Origin of the sequence: Pseudomonas syringae CC1557 (assembly GCF_000452705.1) — a bacterium.
Classification (GTDB): Bacteria; Pseudomonadota; Gammaproteobacteria; order Pseudomonadales; family Pseudomonadaceae; genus Aquipseudomonas; species Aquipseudomonas syringae_F.
Map to the genome: position 1 here is coordinate 2,115,682 of NZ_CP007014.1, position 20,795 is coordinate 2,136,476.

The following is a 20,795-nucleotide window of genomic DNA, read 5'->3' on the forward strand; positions in this document are numbered from 1 at the left end:
GTCTGGCGTGATGAGCCGAGCCGTATTTGAACCTGACCTGTTCGAAACAGGCTGATCTGAAATCAAGAGGCCCGCTATAAAGCGGGCCTCTTCGCTGGCCAGGATGTTACTGCTGGATCGATACCGTGGTACTGGCCAGTTTGGGCTGGCGGTACAGATCGATCAGTACTTCGTCCAGAATCGACGATGCTCCGAAGGGGCGTGGATCATTGAGAATGGCCACTACCGCCCAGGTATTGCCGTTGTTGTCGCGGCTGAATCCGGCGATGGCGCGCACGGTATTCAACGTGCCGGTCTTGATATGGGCCTCGCCCAGCAGTGGCGTGCGCTTGAGGCGTTTGCGCATCGTTCCGTCGAGCCCGGCGAGTGGCATTGAACTCATGAATTCGGCGGCATACGGGCTGCGCCACGCGGCTTGCAGGATAACTGCCATTTCACGGGCGCTGACGCGTTCTGCGCGGGACAGCCCGGAACCGTTTTCCATGACCAGATGCGGCGCAGTGATACCTTTTTTCGCCAGCCACTGACGGATCACTCGTTGCGCAGCCTTGCCGTCGTCGCCGTCGGCTTCGTTGCGAAACTCTTCGCCCAGGCTGAGGAATAGCTGCTGGGCCATGGTGTTGTTGCTGAATTTGTTGATGTCACGGATGACTTCCACCAGGTCTGGCGAGAATGCCTTGGCCAGCAGCTTGGCGTTGCCGGGCAGCACGCCGACGCGATCCTTGCCCTGAATGGTGCCGCCCAGTTCCTGCCAGATGGCGCGTACCGCGCCTGCGGTGTAGGTCGGGTGATCGAGCAGGGACAGATAGGTCTGCGAGTTGCAGCCGTTACCCAGTTGGCCGGTCACCGTTACATTGACGCTGCCGTCCGGTTGCGTCACCGGGTTGTAGCGCACGTCGCCGGTGCATTGTTTGGAGGCACTGGCCTTGACCTGGTTGTCGATACGGATGGTGGCGATCGGCGGCTCCACCGACACCAGAATCCGGCCGTCATCGTTGCGGGTCACGAAGCGCAGGGCCTTGAGGTTGACCATCAGCGAGTCGGGTTTGACCAGAAACGGCTTGTTCTCGTCGTTGCCGTCATCGTTGAACACCGGCAGTTGCGGTTGTACGAAGTGGCTGCGATCCAGTACCAGATCGCCGGTCACCTGTTGCACACCGTTGGCACGCAGATCACGCATCAATAGCCAGAGTTTTTCCATGTTCAGCTTGGGGTCGCCGCCGCCCTTGAGGTACAGGTTGCCGCGCAGTACGCCGTTGCTTAGGGTGCCATCGGTGAAGAATTCGGTTTTCCACTGGTGGGTCGGGCCGAGCATTTCCAGCGCAGCGTAGGTGGTGATCAGCTTCATGGTGGAGGCCGGATTCACCGACACATCGGCATTGAACACGGTCGGTGTACCTGGACCGTTGAGTGGCAGCATGACCAGCGAGAGCGCATCATCGCTGAGTTTGCTGGCTTTCAGAGCCTGTTGAACCTTGGGGGGCAGCGTGGTGTTGATGACGGCAGCGTGGGCGGGGAGAGCCAGAGGCAAAAGCATCGAAGCGAGCAGCAATGGACGTAGCGACTTGATCATTGAATAAAACCCTACTGCAAAGAGGGAAATAAAAAAGAGGGCATGGGTGGATTCCCTCGGTAACTATTCGATATGGACGTTCGATGACTATAGTAGTGAACGCGCAGAGATATTTCGTAATAAATGAGATTGCGCGGCGAACGAGCGGCATTATGCCCCAAGCAGGGCAGGCTTGTGATAAGGACGATAGCTCAAGTGAGTATTTTTTTGCGCCCATTGCCCGAGCCCCTGTCAGAACACCGGATATCCGTTACAAGCAGCAATTGTCGGGCTTTTACGTCGCCAAGCTGGTAAAGTGCCGGCCGATATTTATTGATGAGGATTGTCCCATGGCCACTAACCGCTCCCGCCGTCTGCGCAAAAAACTGTGTGTGGACGAGTTCCAGGAATTGGGTTTCGAACTGAACCTGGACTTCAAGCAAGAGCTGGATGACAAGGCAATTGACGCTTTCCTCGACGCTTTCCTGAAAGAAGCAATGGAAGCCAACGGTCTTGGTTATGTGGGCGGCGACGACTTCGGTCTGGTTTGCCTGAGCAAGCGTGGCTCGGTCAGCGAAGAGCAGCGCGCTGCTGTTGAAGCCTGGCTGAAAGGTCGTAGCGAACTGACAGAAGTCACTGTCAGCCCGCTGATCGACGTCTGGTACCCGGAAAAAGAAATCAACCCGGCCGCCTGATGCACGAGGAAGCAGGCTCCTGCTTCCTCTACCGCTTTGCCTGTCTGTTCCCCTCGTTACGTCGCCTTCTCTTCTCCTTTCTGTCTGCGCTGCATGATCGGGTCAACGGCATCAGCCCTGATCGCTGTCTTTAGCCTGTTGCGCCTCAAGTGCCTTCTCAAGTTCGTCCATTGCCAGGTCCATTGCCTCGTGGCACGCCTTCAGCTGTGCCTCTGACCCTTCTGGTTCGCATGCCTGTTCAATGGCATCACAGGCCTGGACGACTCTGTCGGCACTGATGATCCGTGCAGCCCCTTTGATCCTGTGGGCTATTTCACTGATTTTCCTGCGATCATCGTCGCGCACCAGTTCGGCCAGCATTAACTGGTCGTCCTTGTTGCTGGACAGTAACTGGGCAATCAGCCGTTCGACCATTTCCGGACGATCGCCGGTCAGGCTGCTGATGCTTTGCAGGTTGAACGGCCGCACCTTGCGCGGCAGCGGCGTCACTCGGGAAAGCTGTTCGTTAAGGGTTGTCAGGCTGATGGGTTTGAACAGGCAATCGTCCATGCCTGCGTCCAGGCAGCGCTGGATTTCCTCGTGCTGCGCATTGGCGGTGAAGCCAAGCACTCTGCAGCGTGGCTGGCTGTCAGCAAGCTCGCGGGTGCGGATCGAGCGCGCCAGGTCGTAGCCATTCATGATTGGCATGTTGCAGTCGGCGACCACCAGATCAAAATCTCCGGCGATCCAGCGTTGCAGCCCTTGCGCACCATTTTCGGCCATTTCGCAATGATGACCGAGGAAACCGAGCTGCTGGCACAGCAGCAGCCGATTGGCAGGATGGTCATCCACCACGAGTATGTTCAGAACCTGCTGCGCTTGCGGCACGTCAGTCACAACAGCAGGCAGGCTGGCCAGTGGTTCCAGTGTGGTCAGTACCAGCTGCATATTGACTCGCGTACCGATACCCGGCTCGCTTTCAAGCGACAGGTTGCCGCCCATCATCGTGCACAGGCTGCGGCAGATCACCAGCCCCAGCCCGGCGCCGGTCCTGGCCATCTGTCCGGTATTGTCAGCCTGGGCGAAGGGTTCGAACAGGCGCTGCTGATCCTCGACACTGATACCTATGCCACTGTCCTGCACCGTAATGTGCACATGCAGTTGTTGAGGATCTGGCGTGTCGGGGGCTTGCAGGCTGATCTTCACCTGGCCGTAGCGGGTGAATTTGATCGCATTGCTGACCAGATTCGACAGGATCTGCTTGAAGCGCAACGGGTCGATCAACACGTCGGCGTTGATTCGGCTGTCCAGCTCCAGTACCAGATTGAGGTCTTTCTGGCGCGCCAGGCCATCGAATACCCGGACCACCGATTCCACCAGTTGTCGCAGGTTGGCGCGTTCCGGATTCAGTGCCAGTCGCCCGGATTCGATGCGTGCTATATCGAGGATATCGCCGATCAGGTCCAGCAGCTCATTGGCCGAGCTGTAGGCAACCTCGATGGCAGGGCGATCCAGTTCGCCGTGATCGGCACGCTTGAGTGCCAGTTCAAGCATGCCGATCACCGCGTTCATGGGCGTGCGGATTTCATGGCTCATGGTCGCCAGAAAGGTGCTCTTGGCGCGGCTGGCGGCGTCCGCCTGCTCCTTGGCGGTCTGCAGTTCTTCGATAAGCTGACGACGCTCGCTGATGTCGATCCAGCCGCCAATGATGCCCTGTACTTCGCCCAGAGAATCACGAAACGGCAGAATCCAGTGGTAGATGGTCAACTGACGGTCGCCGATATGCAGGAGCCGGTCGAGAATCAGCGCTGTGTTGCTGGCCATGACGCGCTCATAGTCAGCGGCGTATTCGCGTGCCTCGAAAGCGTTGCCCAGTCCCCCTTCGGTAGCGCTCTTGCCGATGATGTCTTCGCGCTGCGTGGAAAAGGTCCTGAGGTAACTGTCGTTGCACATGCGCAGCAGACCATCGCGATCACGCACATAAATCGGGTGGGGTGTGCCGTTGACCAGCGCACTCATGAACTCGAACTGATCGCTCAGCGCTCGCTCTGCCGCTTCGCGCTGACGGATCTGTCGCCGCATCCAGGCGTTCCAGGCCAGCAGGCCTATCAGCAGCAGGCCGGCACCGGCCAGGATCTGATAGATCAGCCGCTGATAATCGTGCCACTTGGCGCTGGACGGCGTGTAGACGCGCCAGCGATTGTTGATCGCAGCCAGGTCCTGAGGCGCGATGCTGGCCAGTGCCTTGTCGAGGATCGAGCTCAGTTCGATGGCGTTGCGTGAGGTCGCCATCGAGATCAGCGCTGGTTCTTCGCCGATAGTCGCGGTCATCTGTAAGCGCTCTTCGAAGATGCCGGAAGACAGAAAATAGTTGGCGCTGAGCAGCGAGGTAACAGCCCCTTCGGTTCGGCCCACCGCGAGCATGTCCAGCGCCTGAAAGGGGTTGTCTATCTCCAGCGGTACGACCTTCGGGTATTTGCGTTGCAGCCATTCCAGCATCGGGCTGCCCTGAGTGATGGCCAGACGTTTGCCATCCATTTGTTCCAGATAACTCGGTGAGCCCTGGTCTTTGCGAGTGACCAGCACGAACGAATTATCGATGTAAGGGCGGGTGAAACTCAGCCGGTCTTGACGCTCGTCACTGGAGACCAGTGCGCCGATCATGTCTGCCTGGCCCTGACTGATCTGATTCTGCATGTCGGTCAGGCTCGGCGAGCGCTTGACGTCGAATTTCAAACCGGTGCGCAGGCGTATCAGTTCGAGCAGGTCGGCGGTGATTCCGCGAAAGTTACCCTTGGCGTCGAAGAACGTCAGCGGTGCATACGCCTCGTTCACCACCACCCGCACGCTGGGATGCTGGGCAATCCAGCGTTCTTCGCGCTGCGTCAGTTGCAGCTTCTGATCGGTGAGCATCAAATCGTTGCCGGCACTCCAGCGCCGGGAGATGTCGATACGCTCGTCGACCGGGATTGCCTTGAGCGTTTGATTGATAACCTCCAGCAAACGCGTGTTGTCGCCATGCACGGCAAAACTGAAACCGTTGGCTTCATGCTTGCCGAAACTGGCCATCTGCACGTTGTTCAGGTAGCCCTTGTTGATGATGTATTGCGTTGAAATCGTATCGCCGAGAAATACGTCGGCCTGATTGAAGGCTACCGCGTTGATCGCATTCTGGAAGGACGGGTAGGTCTTGAGATTTGCACCCGGGTACGTAGCTTCGACATCGGCAGGCGGCAGATAGTGATAGACCATGCTCAGGCGCATGCCTTTAAGGCCGTCTTTCAGCGGGCGTGTTTCGCCGATGCGGGTCACCAGCACCGGCTGATCCACTGAATAGGGCTGTGACAGCCTGATATCGCGCGCGACGACTTCGTAGCCATTGGCGGTGCCCAGCAGGTCGATTGTGCCGTCGACCAGCGCCCTGATCGCTGCATCGCGGCTTTCGAAACGCTTGACCCTGATCGGCAGGTCCAGCGCTTTCGAAATGATACCGGCGTAATCGGCAGTGATACCTTCGTAATCGTTGCCGGAGATGGTGATGTCAAATGGCGGGTAATCGGGCGCCGAAGTACCGAGGATCAGTTCGCGTCGCCCTCGCACCCACTGCCATTGGCCGCTGTCCAGCTTCACGTCCATGTGAGCCGGGCTTGAGCGACCGAGCAGGGTGTAATGGTCGGCAGCCTCAAGGCTGGTCTGAATAGCCCAGACCAGGCATACGCCTATGGCCGGTATCAATAATTGTCTGAAACGCTTGGACATCCGTTATCTCACACTAGCGCGTTACGTTTCGCCATCTCGATAAGGTCTACCAAGGTTTTTGTTTTCAGTTTTTGCATAAGACGGGTTTTGTAAGTACTGACCGTCTTGTTGCTCAGGAACATGCCTTTGGCTATTTCCTTGTTGGAACGGCCCTGGGCGAACAACTGCAATACCATCAGTTCGCGATCGTTAACCAACTTGAACAGCTCGAGCTCGCTGGAATTGCCATCTTCACGAACGGCACACGCCAATGCCTGACTGGGAAAGTAATTGTAGCCGGATAATACAGCTTTCACCGAACTGAGCAGTTCGCTCAGGTCCTCCTGCTTGCATACGTAGCCGGAAGCCCCGGACTGCATGCAGCGAATGGCAAACAGATCGGGCGTTTGCGAGGTCAGTACGAGAATTTTCGAGGGCAGGCCCATGGTGTTGAAGCGGGCCAATACTTCAAGGCCATCGAGCTTGGGAATGCTGATATCGAGGATGATCAGGTCGGGCATGCATTCGCGAACCATTTGCATTGCATCGACACCGTTGTCGGTTTCGCCCACCACTTCATAGTTTTCGTTCTCCAGCAGCATTCTTACAGCCAGCCGGATAACCGGGTGGTCATCGATGATAAAAACTGAGTTCATATTTTATTCCATACAAGCAGCGAAGAAAGCGCGCACCTTAGCTCAGATGATCGTGCAGGCACATGAAGAGACTTGGTCGGCAGGCATATATAGGAAAAGTCCTACAGTAATTAACGTATGGGAGTACGTAAAAGCCTACGTGAAACACGAGTGCGTTTAAAAGTCGAAGCGTATTTTCTGTAAGTGTCACTAACTGATTAACAAATTGTTTATAACCTTCAGGAATCATCATTCATGTTTAGTGTTACTTTCCTACAGTTCCAAAAGTGGATTCACTAAGGGCCTCGGCCGTTCATTGCTCCGCCTGTAAGTACTGGTATATGAAGAGGTCACTGTATTCACGCCGACATGTGCAAAATCCGCCGCTCAGTCCTGAACGGATTGCGTATCGAGCAGGCGACTCAGGTCGGGACCGTGCAAGGGCTTGCGCAGATAGCCAAGCAGCGGCAGGTTGCGTTTCAGGGCGGATTGGCGCAAGTCTTCAAGCTGCGCATCGGGCAGGCCGCTGAGCAGAATGGCCTGGCGTGCCAGACCGTGACGGAGCGCCTGGTCAATGAGTTCAAGACCGCTCAGATCGGGCAGGCCCTGGTCACACAGCAGCAGGTCGTAGGGCTCGGGGCTGCGCTGCATGGCGGTCATCGCGTCTGCTGCAGTGAGGGCCGGTGTCAGCAGAAAGTAGCCCTGATTGTTGAGCAGCACCTCTGTGGCGATCAATTGAAAGGGGTGATCCTCCACCAGCAGGATGCGCAGATTGTTTCTGGACATGGTTTTTCCGGAAAGGCACTGGCGATGCAGCTACGCATCGTCAGGCGTCATGCGAACCCGTAAGCGTCGCAGGCAGATGGATAAGGTGCCTACAAGGCAGTGAAGTGGCTGGGATTATTGAGGGATGCAAGAAATGCTGCGATAGGATTCGTCTGACAAGCGTGTAGGGCTTATCTGTATTTTTCGGAAGCGAGAAAAATCGACCGACGCCCACTCGCAAGCGTGCGGGCGTTCAGTCGATCGGTGAAGGGTTATATCTGCCCTGAGCGTCCGGTCATTTCTCTGGCCATTTCGCTGGCGTAGCTGTCGGTCATGCCGGCGATGAAGTCGATCATGCGCAGGAACGAGGCATGCAGCGGCGCTTTCGGGTCAGGCGCGCTGTTACCCAGCAGGTCCAGAATCCGGCGGTGCTTGAACGAAGTGGTCCTGCCGCCAAATTGTTCGAGCGCTGCACCGCAAAACGCGTTGAGCAGTATTTCCAGCGTGGTGTAGGCGCCGATTTCATGCAGCGTCTTGCGTTTGTCCTGGAATATTTTCTTGCGCGCCATGTCCTTGGCGCTCAAGACGCAGCGTTTGGCTGGCCCGTGCATGTGCTCGACCAGATCGCCTGGCAGGGTGCCGGCCAGCAGGGCGTCCTGTTGTTCGACAAACGCCCTGGCTGCGGCGTTGGTCAGGTGCTCGATGGCCTTGCCGCGCAGGATCGCCAGCTTGCGGCGTCGTGAGTCGCCCGGTCCGAGCTGGCGATAGGTTTCCGGCAGGTCATCGCCGACCAGCCCCAGCAGCAGTGACTCCACTTCCGCGTAGTCCAGCAGCTCCATCTCCAGCCCGTCTTCCAGATCGATCAGGGCATAGCAGATGTCGTCTGCGGCTTCCATCAGGTAGACCAGCGGATGCCGCGCCCAACGCTGCTCTTCAAGCTGCGGCAGACCGAGTTTGCCGGCGATCTGCTCGAGGATCGGCAATTCGCTTTGATAGCAGCCGAACTTGTGCTTTTTATAGCCCAGCGAATCAGCGTGCCGGGCGGTCCACGGATATTTCAGGTAGGTGCCCAGTGTGGCGTAGGTCAGGCGCGTGCCGCCGTCGAACTGGTGATATTCCAGCTGGGTCAGAACCCTGAACCCCTGAGCGTTGCCTTCGAAATTGAGGAAGTCGTTGCGCTCGGTCTCGCTCATCGCATCCAGCCAGCCGCGCCCGGCAGCCTGATTGAACCAGTTGCGGATCGCGTCTTCGCCCGAATGACCAAATGGCGGGTTGCCAATGTCATGGGCCAGGCAGGCAGATTGCACCACCATGCCCAGATCGCTGGGGTCGCACCAGTCGGGCAGGGCAGAGCGCAGGGTTTCACCCACACGCATGCCCAGCGAGCGGCCTACGCAGCTGACTTCAAGCGAGTGGGTCAGGCGCGTATGAATATGATCGTTGCTGGTCACCGGATGGACCTGGGTCTTGCGCCCCAGACGGCGAAAGGCGCCGGAAAAGATGATCCGGTCGTGGTCCTTGTGGAACGGGCTGCGCCCCAGTTCTTCGGGACTGTGCAGGGTTTTGCCAAGTCGTTCGCGGTTAAGCAGGGTCTGCCAATCCAAGGCGGTCACTCCGTTAAAAGTCGTTGCCTAGCTTCCCGGTTCGACACGCTGGCCGCAAGGGCTTCAGGCGGTACGCACAGAAACAGGCCTCATGAAAAAGCAAATGCCCGCCCCGGGGTTCCGGGGCAGGCATGTACGTTCAAGCTTGATTCACACAAATAGCCGCAGCGATCAAAGTCTTCTGTTGCGATTCTGTATGGCACGACTTTGCATGGCCACCTTGATCAGCGGCGTCAACGTAATGCCCAGTTTCAGCAGGCGACCCAGCAGGCTGGTGCGCCCGGTCTTGGCACGCTTGCCGCTCAGAAAGCCGAGCAGTGCGACCGACCCCACCCCCCAGAGCGGCGCGTGACGGAAGCCAAGCGCGCTTTTCCAGTCGTGGCGAATACCCCGAAAGCGTTGCAGCGGCTGCAACAGTTGCGTGGATTCATGGCGTATTTCCTGACGGTGCATCTCCATGCGCAAGCGGATCAGTGCCTTGCGCAATTCGCGTCGGGTATTGCTCTGGTGCGATTTCGGTTCACTCATGGCATCAATCGCTCACGGTCATTGGCCAGTTCTTCGAGAGTCGCGTGAAACGGCGACGACTCATCGAAAATAGCTGACTTCAGGCGCAATCCGCAGAAGATAGCGGCCAGGAAGTAGAACGTACACAGGCCGATGATTCCGGCCAGTCGATAACTGTCCCACAGAACGATCAGCAGCAATGCCGAGAGTCCGGTCAGCAGCAGCAGACCGAAAACCAGTGCCAGACCGGCGAACAGGAGCAGGCTGACGGTTCGTGCTTTCTGTTCCTGCAACTCAATGCCGAACAGTTCGACATGGGTGTGCAACAGGCCAAGAAAAGCAGCGCCGAGACGCCGTGGTGAAGAGCCCGGAGTTCCCTCGGGCGGTGCTGATTCCGTTCCAAGAGTCATGATGTTAGCGCCTTGTAGCCAGCAGACCGATCAGAAAACCAACACCTGCAGCGATACCGACCGACTGCCAGGGATTGTTCTGAACGTAATCTTCGGTGGCAACGACTGCCGCTTCACCGCGCTCACGCAGCGAGTCTTCGGTAGTCTTCAGCGTCTCTTTGGCACGCAGCAGGCTTTCACGGATCTGAGCACGCAGTTCGTCAGCCTGATCACCTGCCAGGGACGCCGTGTGCGCCAGCAGTTTCTCGGTGTCGGCAACCAGTACCTGAAAGTCGGCTCTCAGGATTTCCTGAGCATTCTGTGCGGTTTCGCGAGCCATGATTTTCTCCGTTTGGGTGGCGTATGGATGTTTCGAGTGCAAGTGATTCCTGAAGGTTCACTTCGATTGCTGCATCGTGACCGATCAGGCGCTTTACAGCCGCTGTACCTTACTCCAAAAGGGCGGGTCAGGAAAAATCAGTGCTGAGCGAGACATTTGGGGGTTCCGTATTTCTGGCCTTTGGCTATGCTCCACACGGGCCATCCCGATCAGGGTCAAAAAGCGCACGCCCAGCCTGGCAATCAACAGGTTTCTGAAAATACCGAGAGGATGGAGAAGGCATGGAGCGGCTGTATTCCCTGCAAGGTCTCAGGGGCATTGCAGTCCTTGGCGTGGTGCTGTTTCACATGATGTCGGTAGAGAGCAAATTTTCCGGCGGCGATATCCTGCTGCCGCCGCTGCTCGACTTCTTCCAGTTGGGGGTCGATCTGTTCTTTGTCATCAGTGGGTTCGTGATGGTGATCGTCAGCCGCGGCCGCTTTCAGAGCGGCGTGGAGGCGCAACGTTTTCTGTTCAACAGGCTATCGCGAATCTACCCCACTTACTGGCTGTATTTCTTCATCACCCTGGCGGTCTATCTGGTGCAGCCAGGCATGGTCAACAGCGGACATGGCTCGTCCAACCTGGTCATGTCGTTCCTGTTGCTGCCCAACGACAAAGTGCTGCTGGTGATGGTTGCCTGGTCGCTGTTGTTCGAGCTGTGGTTCTACGTGGTGTTCTCCGGCTTGCTGTTGTTCCGCGAACGACTTTTGCCGGTGCTGCTGGGTATCTGGGCGCTGGTCATCATCGTCTTCAACGCGCTGGCCGATTGGCAGGACTACTCGCCCGCGCTGAAAATCATCCTGCACCCTTACTCGCTGGAATTCATTATCGGTGCGGCGCTGGCGCTGTTCTTCTATGGTCGACACAGCGTGCGCGTACCTACTGCAGCGGTTTACGCCCTGTTGGGCACGGGGTTGCTGCCGGGCATCGCGCTGATTGGCTATTACCGGCTGTATGACAGTCAGGGCTTGGCACGCATGTTGTTGGTCGGTAGCGTATTTGGTGTGCTGGTGCTGACCCTGGCGTTGCTGGAGCGGCGCAAACGGCTTTCGGTGCCTGGCGCTCTGGTGGTCGTGGGTGACATGTCCTACACGGTCTATCTGTCTCACCTGCTGGTACTTGGCGTTATCGGCCGAATCTGGAGTCTGGTTGGCGCTTGGCCCGAAAGCTATCTGGATAATCTGTTGTTCGCGCTGCTGATGATGGCGGCGGCGGTCTGCTACGGCTGGGTCGGTTATCGCTGTTTCGAGAAGCCGGTACTGGACCGCGCGAATACGTTCAGCAAGCGCCACTTCAAGGCGAATTCAGCGCGGGTGAGCGTTTAGCAAGAAGAGCCTTTGCGGCGACTCGACGTTGTTTCGCACCACGCCTAGAATAGCGTTTGCTTACCCGTATTGATTGCGAGGATGCACGCATGCCACCGGAATGCCAGTTGTTCGGAACCCCGGGATGTCAGCTGTGCGAGATCGCAGAATCGGTGTTGCTGCCGTTTGCGATCGAGCATGGCCTGATGCTTGAACTGATCGATATCAGTGAGGATGAGCAGCTTTTCGAGCGCTACGAGCTGTGCATTCCCGTATTGCGTCGTGTCGACACCGGGGAAGAGCTGGAATGGCCTTTTGACGCGCCCCAGGTGGCGTCATTCCTGGGCAGTTGAGTGCGTCGCCGAGCGGCATTTTCCCTTCTTCATTTCCCTGGACCTGACGCGCATTGAATATCGATACCCGGATCAAATTCCGCCATCTGGTGTGCTTCCTTGAAGTGGCGCGTCAGGGCAGTCTGGCGCGAGCGTCGGATGTATTGTCGATCAGCCAGCCAGCCCTGTCCAAAAGCATCAAGGAACTGGAAACCCTGCTGGCGACCACGCTCTTTGTGCGCAGCAAGAGCGGTGCTGCACTCACCGAAGCAGGCGTCGCGTTCATGCGTTTCGCCGGGCCGAGTGTTCAGGCCCTGCGGGAAGGCGTCAGCAGCCTGCGTTCCGGCGAACATGAAACGGTAACCGCGCGGCTTGGCGTGCTGTCCACGGCCGAAAGTCTGCTGGTGCCGGAGGTGATCAATCGTCTGCATAAGCGGCACCCGGCGCTGATCGTCAGCGTGATGACCGGCCCCAGTGCCTGGCTGTTGTCGCAATTGCGGGTCGGGGAGCTGGATCTGGTGGTCGGCCGCATGACTGACAGCCCGCAGATTCAGGGCCTTGTTTTCGAGCATTTGTATAACGAGTCGATGACCCTGGTGGTGCGCAACGACCATCCGCTGCTGGCCGCGCCGCTCAAGCGTGAAAGTCTGGAGCAGTTCCCGCTGGTGCTGCCGCTTGCCGGCACCACCATCCGCAAGTTCGCCGACAGCCTGTTCGTGCAGTGCGGTATCCAGATGCCGCGTCAGCGCCTTGAAACACTGTCCCTCACGCTGAGCCGCCGATACGTGCAATGCAGCAATGCGATCTGGATTGCGCCGCTGGATGCAGTCTCGCTGGAGTTGAAAGGCGGCACGCTGGTCGAGCTGGACATGGGCATTCGTGAGCCGGGCGGCTCGGTCGGGCTGTGCAGCAACCCGGCCCTGCCACTGACCCGTGCGGCGCAATGGTGTGTGGATGAATTGCGCAGTGTCGGGGAGGCGTATCGTGAGGAGCAGTATCCATAACCATTTGGTTATGGATGGCGGGAGTTATTTCAGTTCTCTATAAGCATGAGTTGCGCGACACTTTGCCGCAGCCTGAAGCGCAAGTGATCGACGCCTGCGCGCTCATAAGAAAAACAAGGAGAACGCCATGTCTGCTGCGGACAACAGCCGCTTCGTCATTCGTGACCGAAACTGGCACCCCAAAGCCCTGACCCCGGACTACAAGACTTCGATCCTGCGCTCACCGCGCCAGGCGCTGGTCAGCATTCCGCAATCCATTTCCGAGGCATCAGGTCCGGATTTCTCGCATCTGACGTTCGGCCAGCATGACAACGACCTGCTGCTCAATTTCAATAACGGCGGTTTGCCCATCGGCGAGCGCATTCTGATTGCCGGTAAGGTTTGTGATCAGTACGGCAAGCCGATTCCCCACACGCTGGTGGAAATCTGGCAAGCCAACGCGGGTGGTCGTTATCGACACAAACGCGATGCCTATCTGGCACCTATCGACCCCAACTTCGGTGGCGTCGGGCGAGCTCTGACCGACAGCGAAGGCAACTACAGCTTTCGCACCGTCAAACCCGGCCCTTACCCTTGGCGCAATGGCCCCAACGACTGGCGTCCGGCTCACGTGCATGTGTCGATCAGCGGCCCGTCGATCGCCACACGGCTGATCACCCAGTTGTATTTCGAAGGTGATCCACTGATTTCGATCTGCCCGATCGTCAAGGCAATCACCAACCCCGATGCGGTGCAGAGCCTGATCGCCCGGCTTGATCTAGCGCTGGGTAACCCGATGGATTGCCTGGCGTACCGCTTTGATATCGTTCTGCGCGGTCAGCGCAAGACCCACTTCGAAAACTGCTGAGGAGGTCGTCATGCCCGTACAACTGTTACAGGAAACCCCTTCGCAAACCGCTGGCCCTTACGTGCATATCGGTCTGGCCCCGCAAGTGGCCGGCAACCCGACGCGCGAGCTGGAAATCTGGAACGAGCTGGCCAGGCCGGACGCGCCGGGTGAGCACATCGTGCTGCTGGGCAATGTCTTCGACGGCAACGGCCACCTGATCCGCGATGCGTATCTGGAGTTCTGGCAGGCCGATCATCAAGGTATTTATGACAGCGCGTTTCACCCGGACCGGCCGTTCAATGGCTTTGGCCGCACCGCGACTACCGACGATGGTCAGTGGATGCTGAAAACCGTGAAACCGGGGTCGGTGCGCAATGCGGCGGGTGTGCCGATGGCGTCCCACATCAACGTGTCGCTGTTCGCCCGTGGCATCAATATTCATCTGCAGACGCGGCTGTATTTCGACGATGAAGCACAGGCCAATGCCATCGACCCGGTGCTGAACCTGATCGAGCAGCCTCCGCGCCGTGAAACCCTGATCGCGCGTCGCTGCATGCACGACGGTCAATTGGCCTATCGTTTTGACATCCGCGTGCAGGGTGAAGACGAGACGGTATTTTTCGATTTCTGAGGCAATGTACGTGCGTTTCATGGCGCCTGCACCGGCAGGCGACCTTATAAAAATAAAAGGACACCTTCATGACGCTTTCAGCCAGCGGGCCTGCAACAGGTACGCTCGATGTACAGGCTTTCATCAACGCGCAGCCGTTATCAAGGTATCAGTGGCGAGTGGTCGCCTTGTGTTTTCTGATCGTCTTCCTCGACGGTCTCGATACCGCCGCCATGGGTTTCATTGCGCCGGCACTCAGCCAGGACTGGGGCATCGACCGCGCCAGCCTGGGCCCGGTCATGAGTGCGGCACTGATCGGCATGGTGTTCGGTGCGCTGGGTTCCGGGCCGCTGGCTGACCGTTTCGGGCGCAAGTGGGTACTGGTTGTCGCGGTGTTCCTGTTCGGTGTGTTCAGCCTTGCATCCGCCTACAGCAGCAACATTGATCAATTGCTGGTTCTGCGCCTGCTGACCGGCCTGGGCCTGGGCGCAGCGATGCCCAACGCCACCACGCTGCTTTCGGAGTACACGCCGGAGCGGCTCAAGTCGTTACTGGTCACCAGCATGTTCTGCGGTTTCAATCTGGGCATGGCCTGCGGCGGTTTCGTGTCGGCCAAACTGATTCCCAGCATGGGCTGGCACAGCCTGCTGATGCTCGGCGGTATCCTGCCGCTGATACTGGCAGTGGTGCTGATGGTCTGGCTGCCGGAATCGGCGCGCTTTCTGGTAGTGCGCAATCGCGGTGCCGAGCGGATTCGCAAGGTGCTGGCACCGATTGCGCCGAAGGAAGTGGCGGGAGTCACCGCGTTCAGCGTTCCCGAGCAGAAAACCGTGAGCAGTCGCAACGTCCTGAAGGTGATTTTCTCCGGTACGTACAGTGCGGGCACGCTGCTGTTGTGGCTGACCTATTTCATGGGCCTGGTGATCGTTTATCTGCTGACCAGCTGGCTGCCGACACTGATGCGTGACAGCGGCGCAAGCATGGAGCAGTCGGCGTTCATCGGTGCGTTGTTCCAGTTCGGCGGGGTGCTGAGCGCAGTGGGTGTCGGTTGGGCCATGGACCGTTACAACCCGCACAAGGTGATTGGTACCGCCTATGCGTTGGCGGGTGTGTTTGCGTATCTGGTCGGGCAAAGTCTGGGCAATGTCGCCGTACTGGCCACGCTGGTGCTGGTGGCGGGCATGTGCATCAATGGCGCGCAGTCGGCAATGCCATCGCTGGCGGCACGGTTTTATCCCACTCAGGGCCGCGCCACGGGTGTGTCGTGGATGCTCGGCATCGGTCGCTTCGGTGCCATCCTTGGCGCATGGGCTGGCGCGACGCTGCTGGGCCTGGGCTGGAGTTTCGAGCAGGTGCTCACCGCACTGGTGGTCCCGGCCGCAGTGGCGGCGCTGGCGATCCTGATCAAGGGCTGGGTCAGTCATGCCGACGCCACCTGAAACCTATCAATCTGGAGCGCAGATGTGAACAGACCGGGTAATCAACTTTTCGACAGCTATTTCACCCAGGCCGACATGCGCGGGATTTTCTCGGACCAGGGCCGGGTGCAGGGCATGCTCGATTTCGAGGCTGCTCTGGCTCGGGCGCAGGCGCAGGTTGGCCTGATTCCGGCCAGTGTCGTGGCCGACATCGAGCAGAACTGTCGTGCCGAACTGTTCGATTTCGACGCGCTCGCCATCGCCATTGGCAGTGCTGGCAATTCGGCGATTCCGCTGGTCAAGGCGTTGGGCAAGCAGATTGCCATACGCAGCCCGGAAGCCGAGCGTTACGTACACATGGGCGCGACCAGTCAGGATGTGATGGACAGCGGATTGGTGTTGCAACTTCGCCAGGCGATCATTGTGCTCGAACGCGACCTCTCGCACCTTGCAGAGTCGCTGGCTGAACAGGCACAGCGCCATGCGGGGACGCCGCTGGCCGGACGCACGTGGTTACAGCAAGCCACGCCTGTCACGCTGGGGATGAAGATCGCTGGCTGGCTGGGCGCTGTCACGCGCCATCGTCAACGGCTTGAAGAGATCAAACCGCGTCTGTTGTGCCTGCAATTCGGCGGCGCTTCCGGCAGTCTGGCGGCGCTGGGCGATCAGGCCTTCAAGGTCGCCGAAGCGCTGGCGAGCGAGCTGGGGCTGGAGCTCCCCGAGCAACCCTGGCATACCCAGCGCGATCGTCTGGTGGAATTTGCCAGTCTGCTGGGCATGATCGCGGGCAGCCTCGGCAAGCTAGGGCGCGACGTCAGCCTGTTGATGCAGACCGAAGTCGGCGAAGTATTCGAACCCTCGGCGCCGGGCAAGGGCGGCTCTTCGACCATGCCGCACAAGCGCAACCCGGTGGGCGCCGCAGTGATGATCAGCGCAGCAACGCGGGCGCCAGGGCTGGTGGCGACCATGCTCGCTGCGATGCCGCAGGAGCACGAGCGCAGCCTAGGCCTGTGGCATGCCGAGTGGGAGACCTTGCCGGAGCTGTGCTGTCTGGTTTCCGGTTCGCTGCAACAGGCGTTGCAGGCAGTTCCTGGTTTGCAGGTTGACGCCGAGCGCATGCGCCTCAATCTGGAGTCCACCCAAGGCCTGGTGCTGGCCGAAGCCGTGAGCATTGCGCTGGCGCAGCGCATTGGCAGGGACGCCGCACATCATCTGATAGAGCAATGCTGCCGTCGTGCGGTGGAGCAGGGCACGCACTTGCGTCAGGTACTCGGCGAAGACCCGCAGGTCAGCGAACAACTTTCTTCTGACGAGCTGGATCGCTTGCTGGATCCGGCGCATTACCTTGGTCAGGCCCGACACTGGGTCGAGCGCGCCGTGGCCGAACACATAAGGATTTCCCGATGACCGAAGACGAACGCTACGAAGCCGGCATGCAGGTGCGCCGCGCAGTGCTGGGTGACACACATGTCGATAACAGTCTGAGCAAGCTGACGCCGTTCAATGAAGAGTTTCAGGAAATGATCACCCGTCATGCCTGGGGCGACATCTGGACGCGTCCGGGGCTGCCGCGTCACACCCGCAGCCTGATCACCATTGCCATGCTGATCGGCATGAATCGCGAGGGCGAATTGCGTCTGCACCTGAAGGCCGCAAAAAACAACGGCGTGACCCGCGAAGAGATCAAGGAAGTGCTGATGCAGAGCGCCATCTATTGCGGCATCCCGGCGGCCAACGCTACGTTTCACCTGGCCGAAGCGGTCTGGGACGAAATGGGCGTGGAGTCGTTGAAGGACGACTGAAAGACTGTCTGATCAGTGCGAGAAAAACCGCCACTGTATTCAGCCGTGGCGGCTTTTTGCAGGGGGCTTCAGAGCAACGAAAGCGGATAGCTGACGATCACCCGGTTTTCATCGAACTGGTTGGTGCTGTAGTCACGGCGCATGGTCGAGTTGCGCCACTTCAGCGACAGGTTCTTGAACGCGCCGCTTTGCAGCACATAGCCTACTTCGGTTTCCCGAGCCCATTCTTCGCCGTCGGTTATCGCACCTGTGTGTACATTGTCACCGCTGATGTAGCGGTTCATCAGGCTCAGGCCGGGCACGCCCAGCGCCGCGAAGTCGTAGTCGTGGCGCAACTGCCAGGACTTTTCCCTGGCGTTGTCGAAGCTGGAGTTGTAACTGTCGTTGGCCAGCGTACCGCCGCTGGTGCCGTTGACCCGCATCCAACCGCTTTCTCCAGTGACGCGTTGCAGGCCCACGTAGAACGTGTTGCCGCCGTGTTTTGCTGAAAGCAGGGCAGACCAGGTCTTGTTGTCGAGGTCGCCTGCCAGTGCCTGTCCGTCATCCTTGCCCTGGAAGTAACCGAGGTTCGCGCCCAGGGTCCAGCTGCCCAGCGGCTGACTGTGCAACAGGTTGAAGTATTGCTGATGGTAGATGTCTTCGAGTTCGGCGTACCACACGCCGACCTGAGTGCGTTTTTCGTTGAACACGTATTCGCCGCCGCCGAAGTTGAATCGGTCGGACGTGAACGCGCCACGACCATTCAGTGACATGTCTTGCATGCTGGCGTCATTGCGCGGACTGTTACCCCGGAACTGGCCGCCGTACAGCGTCAGGTTGTCGATTTCCTTCGAGGTGATCTGGCCACCCTGAAAGGTCTGCGGCAGGGAGCGGCCGTCGTCCGAGCGCAAAATCGGCAACACTGGCATCCACTCGCCAACCTTCAATTCGGTTTTCGAGAAACGCACCTTGCCGGCTACAGCGAGCCGGCCAAAATCATCGGCCGGGCGTCCATCGCTGTGAATCGGCAGCAGTTGTGTGCCGCCAGTGCCTTTGCCGCCGTCCAGTTTCAGCGAGTACAGGCCCAGCGCATCAACGCCGAAACCCACTGTGCCTTGGGTAAAACCGGAGCGGGCGTCGAGGATGAAGTTCTGTGTCCATTCTTCGGCGTAATTCTGCGAATTGGCCGGGTCCACAAAGTTGCGGTTGATGTAGAAGTTGCGTAGGTTCAGATTGACCTTGGCGTCATCGACAAATCCGGCGGCATGGCTGGTTATCGGTGTGAGGGTCGCAGCGACAGCCGCAGAGAGACCGCAAACGATTTTGCAGGGGGCGTTCAAGCGCATGGAACAGACCTTTTTTGTAGTTATTGAGTCGTTTTAGCTGCCTGCGATATTGAAATGCCGGGACGTTGTCCGCAATTGTGAAAGCGTTGTTTTGGGCGATAATCGAACGTTAATGAACCGGTTGGAACATTTTGTGCGAGACGCTGAAAATGCTTGCTGCGATGCTCGCTGTCTTATAGCTCCGGGCCATTGCAGTCGACACGCATGCGGTCGTTTTTCGCTACAGATCCAGGTCGAGAACACTTGAACAAGGAAGACCGATGAGCACTGCCAGCACGCCGTTGTCCGGCGTCAACCAACCTCTCAAGGGGATTGGCTTCATTCTTCTGGCCACCTTTCTGTTTGCCAGCCACGACACACTGTCCAAATACCTGTCCGGTTTCTATCCGATCATCCTGGTGGTCTGGGCGCGTTATCTGGTGCATACATTGCTCATGGCCTGCATCTTCATGCCGTCTGCCGGGTTACGCGTACTGCGCACCAAACGGCCGGGCCTGCAGGCGCTACGCGCACTGGCGCTGTTGGGCACCAGCCTGTTGTTCACCAGCAGCCTGATGTTCATTCCGCAGGCAGAAGCCACGGCGGTCAACTTTCTGGCCCCGCTGCTGGTCACCGCCTTGTCAGTACCGCTGCTCAAAGAGCGCGTCACACGCGGGCAGTGGATAGCCGTGGTGGTCGGGTTTATCGGGGTGATGATCATCATTCATCCGGGCGGCGAACTGTTTACACCCGCGATCCTGCTGCCACTGTCGTCGGCGCTGTGCTTCGCGCTGTATCAACTGCTGACCCGGCTGGTCAGTCCGTTTGACAGCCCGACCACCAGCAACTTCTTTGCCGGGCTGTTTAACACCTTGCTGATGAGCGCACTGGTGCCGTTCTTCTGGGAAGTGCCCGCACTCAAACACTTGCCGTTCCTGCTCGCGCTGGGCGCCTGCGGCATGTCCGCCCATTTGCTGCTGACCCAGGCCTTCCGCTTCGCTGCCCCGGCCATGCTGGCACCGTTCAGCTACTGCCAGATCGTCTTCGCCGGGTTGCTGGGCTATCTGGTCTTCGACCACATGCCATCCCCGACTGCACAGGCCGGCATTGCCATCATCTGCCTCAGCGGCCTGGCGGCAGCGTGGCAACAGCGACGCAAGGGCGGGTAGCGACCGACGCTGAACGCCGTGTCGTGCCAATGTTCAGTTGGCATGCAGTTGCTGACGCACTGCCTCACAGGTCTTCGGCGCAGAACAATGTCATGCTGCGCCTGCAGGAGATTGCCATACATGCTTTTCGATCACGGTGGCACTGACGACGCAGAGTGCGACCCCCGGATCAGTGTCAGGACGAAGGAACTCCGGGGGTAGCCTGGCAGGACGCCAGGCTAGCCGCACCGGGCCATGGATGGCCCGGTGCGGCGACCCCCGGATCAGTGTCAGGACGAAGGAACCCGACGAAGTCGGGCCGGAAACGGAGCCGGGACTTTGCCTACTTTGGTCCCTCAAAGTAGGGCGCCGTAAGGGCGCAAAGGTGACCTGAGTCGAACCTCAACCTACCTGACATCACAGAACCGCTGTGTGACGCGGAGCGTCACGAACTGCATCCCCACGCGGGGCGCTCATCGTTATACACAAGTCCAACCGACTCTCTTGCATTGCGCCATGCCTCGCGCGTTGCGACTGCACATAAGAAGCGCTTCTTTATCGCGATGGCACTGGCGACGCAGAGTGCGACGTAAGTGACGGCTGAGTCCTGGCGCTGATCCGGGGGTAGCCTGGCAGGACGCCAGGCTAGCCGCACCGGGCCATGGATGGCCCGTTGCGGCGACCCCCGGATCAGTGTCAGGACGAAGGAACCCGACGAAGTCGGGCCGGAAACGGAGCCAGGGGGTTTGGTTACTTTGGCCCCATCAAAGTAACTCGCCGAGGGGCGAAAAGGTGACC

At 58.9% G+C, this 20,795-nt stretch carries 19 protein-coding genes; 10 read left to right on the plus strand and 9 right to left on the minus strand.

The window, feature by feature from the left end:
• Window positions 1-106: 106 nt before the first annotated feature.
• Window positions 107-1,573: a D-alanyl-D-alanine carboxypeptidase/D-alanyl-D-alanine endopeptidase gene (gene dacB / locus N018_RS09720; protein ID WP_024644901.1), complete on the minus strand. Its 1,467-nt coding sequence runs from the start codon at window positions 1,571-1,573 to the stop codon at window positions 107-109.
• Between the two features lie 329 nt (window positions 1,574-1,902).
• Between dacB and N018_RS09725 the strand changes: the two genes are divergently transcribed.
• Window positions 1,903-2,247: a YggL family protein gene (locus N018_RS09725; protein WP_003346101.1), complete on the plus strand. Its 345-nt coding sequence runs from the start codon at window positions 1,903-1,905 to the stop codon at window positions 2,245-2,247.
• A 111-nt stretch (window positions 2,248-2,358) separates the two neighbouring features.
• Here N018_RS09725 and N018_RS09730 read toward each other — a convergent pair whose 3' ends face one another.
• From N018_RS09730 to N018_RS09760, 7 genes are all read right to left on the minus strand, one after another.
• Window positions 2,359-5,985 (minus strand): transporter substrate-binding domain-containing protein, encoded by a 3,627-nt coding sequence (locus tag N018_RS09730; RefSeq protein WP_080274811.1) that lies wholly within the window; start codon window positions 5,983-5,985, stop codon window positions 2,359-2,361.
• Window positions 5,986-5,993: 8 nt separating this feature from the next.
• Window positions 5,994-6,620 carry a response regulator transcription factor gene (locus tag N018_RS09735; protein ID WP_024644899.1) on the minus strand — a complete coding sequence of 209 codons (627 nt, stop codon included), beginning with the start codon at window positions 6,618-6,620 and terminating at the stop codon, window positions 5,994-5,996.
• Between the two features lie 366 nt (window positions 6,621-6,986).
• Window positions 6,987-7,385, minus strand: a complete 399-nt coding sequence (locus tag N018_RS09740; RefSeq protein WP_024644898.1) for a response regulator — start codon at window positions 7,383-7,385, stop codon at window positions 6,987-6,989.
• 251 nt (window positions 7,386-7,636) lie between these two features.
• Window positions 7,637-8,968: a deoxyguanosinetriphosphate triphosphohydrolase gene (locus tag N018_RS09745; RefSeq protein ID WP_024644897.1), complete on the minus strand. Its 1,332-nt coding sequence runs from the start codon at window positions 8,966-8,968 to the stop codon at window positions 7,637-7,639.
• A 171-nt stretch (window positions 8,969-9,139) separates the two neighbouring features.
• Entirely contained in the window at window positions 9,140-9,496 is a 357-nt protein-coding gene (locus tag N018_RS09750; protein ID WP_002553116.1) for a hypothetical protein, read from the minus strand.
• Window positions 9,493-9,885, minus strand: a complete 393-nt coding sequence (locus N018_RS09755) for a phage holin family protein (protein ID WP_024644896.1) — start codon at window positions 9,883-9,885, stop codon at window positions 9,493-9,495. The genes N018_RS09750 and N018_RS09755 overlap by 4 nt, the downstream gene beginning before the upstream one ends.
• A 4-nt stretch (window positions 9,886-9,889) precedes the next feature.
• On the minus strand, window positions 9,890-10,204 hold the full coding sequence (locus N018_RS09760; RefSeq protein WP_003315618.1) for a DUF883 family protein: 315 nt from the start codon (window positions 10,202-10,204) through the stop codon (window positions 9,890-9,892).
• 281 nt (window positions 10,205-10,485) lie between these two features.
• Between N018_RS09760 and N018_RS09765 the strand changes: the two genes are divergently transcribed.
• The 8 genes from N018_RS09765 to pcaC all read left to right on the plus strand — a co-directional run bounded on the left by N018_RS09765 (window position 10,486) and on the right by pcaC (window position 17,545).
• Window positions 10,486-11,571, plus strand: a complete 1,086-nt coding sequence (locus N018_RS09765) for an acyltransferase family protein (protein ID WP_025389437.1) — start codon at window positions 10,486-10,488, stop codon at window positions 11,569-11,571.
• Between the two features lie 89 nt (window positions 11,572-11,660).
• Entirely contained in the window at window positions 11,661-11,903 is a 243-nt protein-coding gene (locus N018_RS09770; RefSeq protein ID WP_024644893.1) for a glutaredoxin family protein, read from the plus strand.
• Between the two features lie 53 nt (window positions 11,904-11,956).
• The gene (gene pcaQ, locus N018_RS09775) at window positions 11,957-12,886 is read left to right on the plus strand and encodes a pca operon transcription factor PcaQ (RefSeq protein ID WP_024644892.1); all 930 of its coding nucleotides are present in this window, start codon (window positions 11,957-11,959) and stop codon (window positions 12,884-12,886) included.
• Window positions 12,887-13,013: 127 nt separating this feature from the next.
• Window positions 13,014-13,733: a protocatechuate 3,4-dioxygenase subunit beta gene (gene pcaH / locus N018_RS09780; RefSeq protein ID WP_025389438.1), complete on the plus strand. Its 720-nt coding sequence runs from the start codon at window positions 13,014-13,016 to the stop codon at window positions 13,731-13,733.
• A 10-nt stretch (window positions 13,734-13,743) separates the two neighbouring features.
• Complete coding sequence (gene pcaG / locus N018_RS09785; RefSeq protein WP_025389439.1) at window positions 13,744-14,346, plus strand: protocatechuate 3,4-dioxygenase subunit alpha; 603 nt, start codon at window positions 13,744-13,746, stop codon at window positions 14,344-14,346.
• A 68-nt stretch (window positions 14,347-14,414) separates the two neighbouring features.
• Window positions 14,415-15,764, plus strand: a complete 1,350-nt coding sequence (locus N018_RS09790; protein ID WP_024644889.1) for an MFS transporter — start codon at window positions 14,415-14,417, stop codon at window positions 15,762-15,764.
• 24 nt (window positions 15,765-15,788) lie between these two features.
• Window positions 15,789-17,150, plus strand: a complete 1,362-nt coding sequence (locus N018_RS09795) for a 3-carboxy-cis,cis-muconate cycloisomerase (RefSeq protein ID WP_025389440.1) — start codon at window positions 15,789-15,791, stop codon at window positions 17,148-17,150.
• Window positions 17,147-17,545 (plus strand): 4-carboxymuconolactone decarboxylase, encoded by a 399-nt coding sequence (gene pcaC / locus N018_RS09800; RefSeq protein WP_025389441.1) that lies wholly within the window; start codon window positions 17,147-17,149, stop codon window positions 17,543-17,545. Before N018_RS09795 ends, pcaC begins: the two co-directional genes overlap by 4 nt.
• 68 nt (window positions 17,546-17,613) lie before the next feature.
• Here pcaC and N018_RS09805 read toward each other — a convergent pair whose 3' ends face one another.
• Window positions 17,614-18,870, minus strand: coding sequence for an OprD family porin (locus N018_RS09805; RefSeq protein ID WP_025389442.1), 1,257 nt, complete (start codon window positions 18,868-18,870; stop codon window positions 17,614-17,616).
• A 260-nt stretch (window positions 18,871-19,130) separates the two neighbouring features.
• On the opposite strand from N018_RS09805, the gene N018_RS09810 reads away from it, so the two are divergent.
• On the plus strand, window positions 19,131-20,018 hold the full coding sequence (locus N018_RS09810; protein ID WP_024644885.1) for a DMT family transporter: 888 nt from the start codon (window positions 19,131-19,133) through the stop codon (window positions 20,016-20,018).
• The last annotated feature ends 777 nt before the right edge of the window (window positions 20,019-20,795 follow it).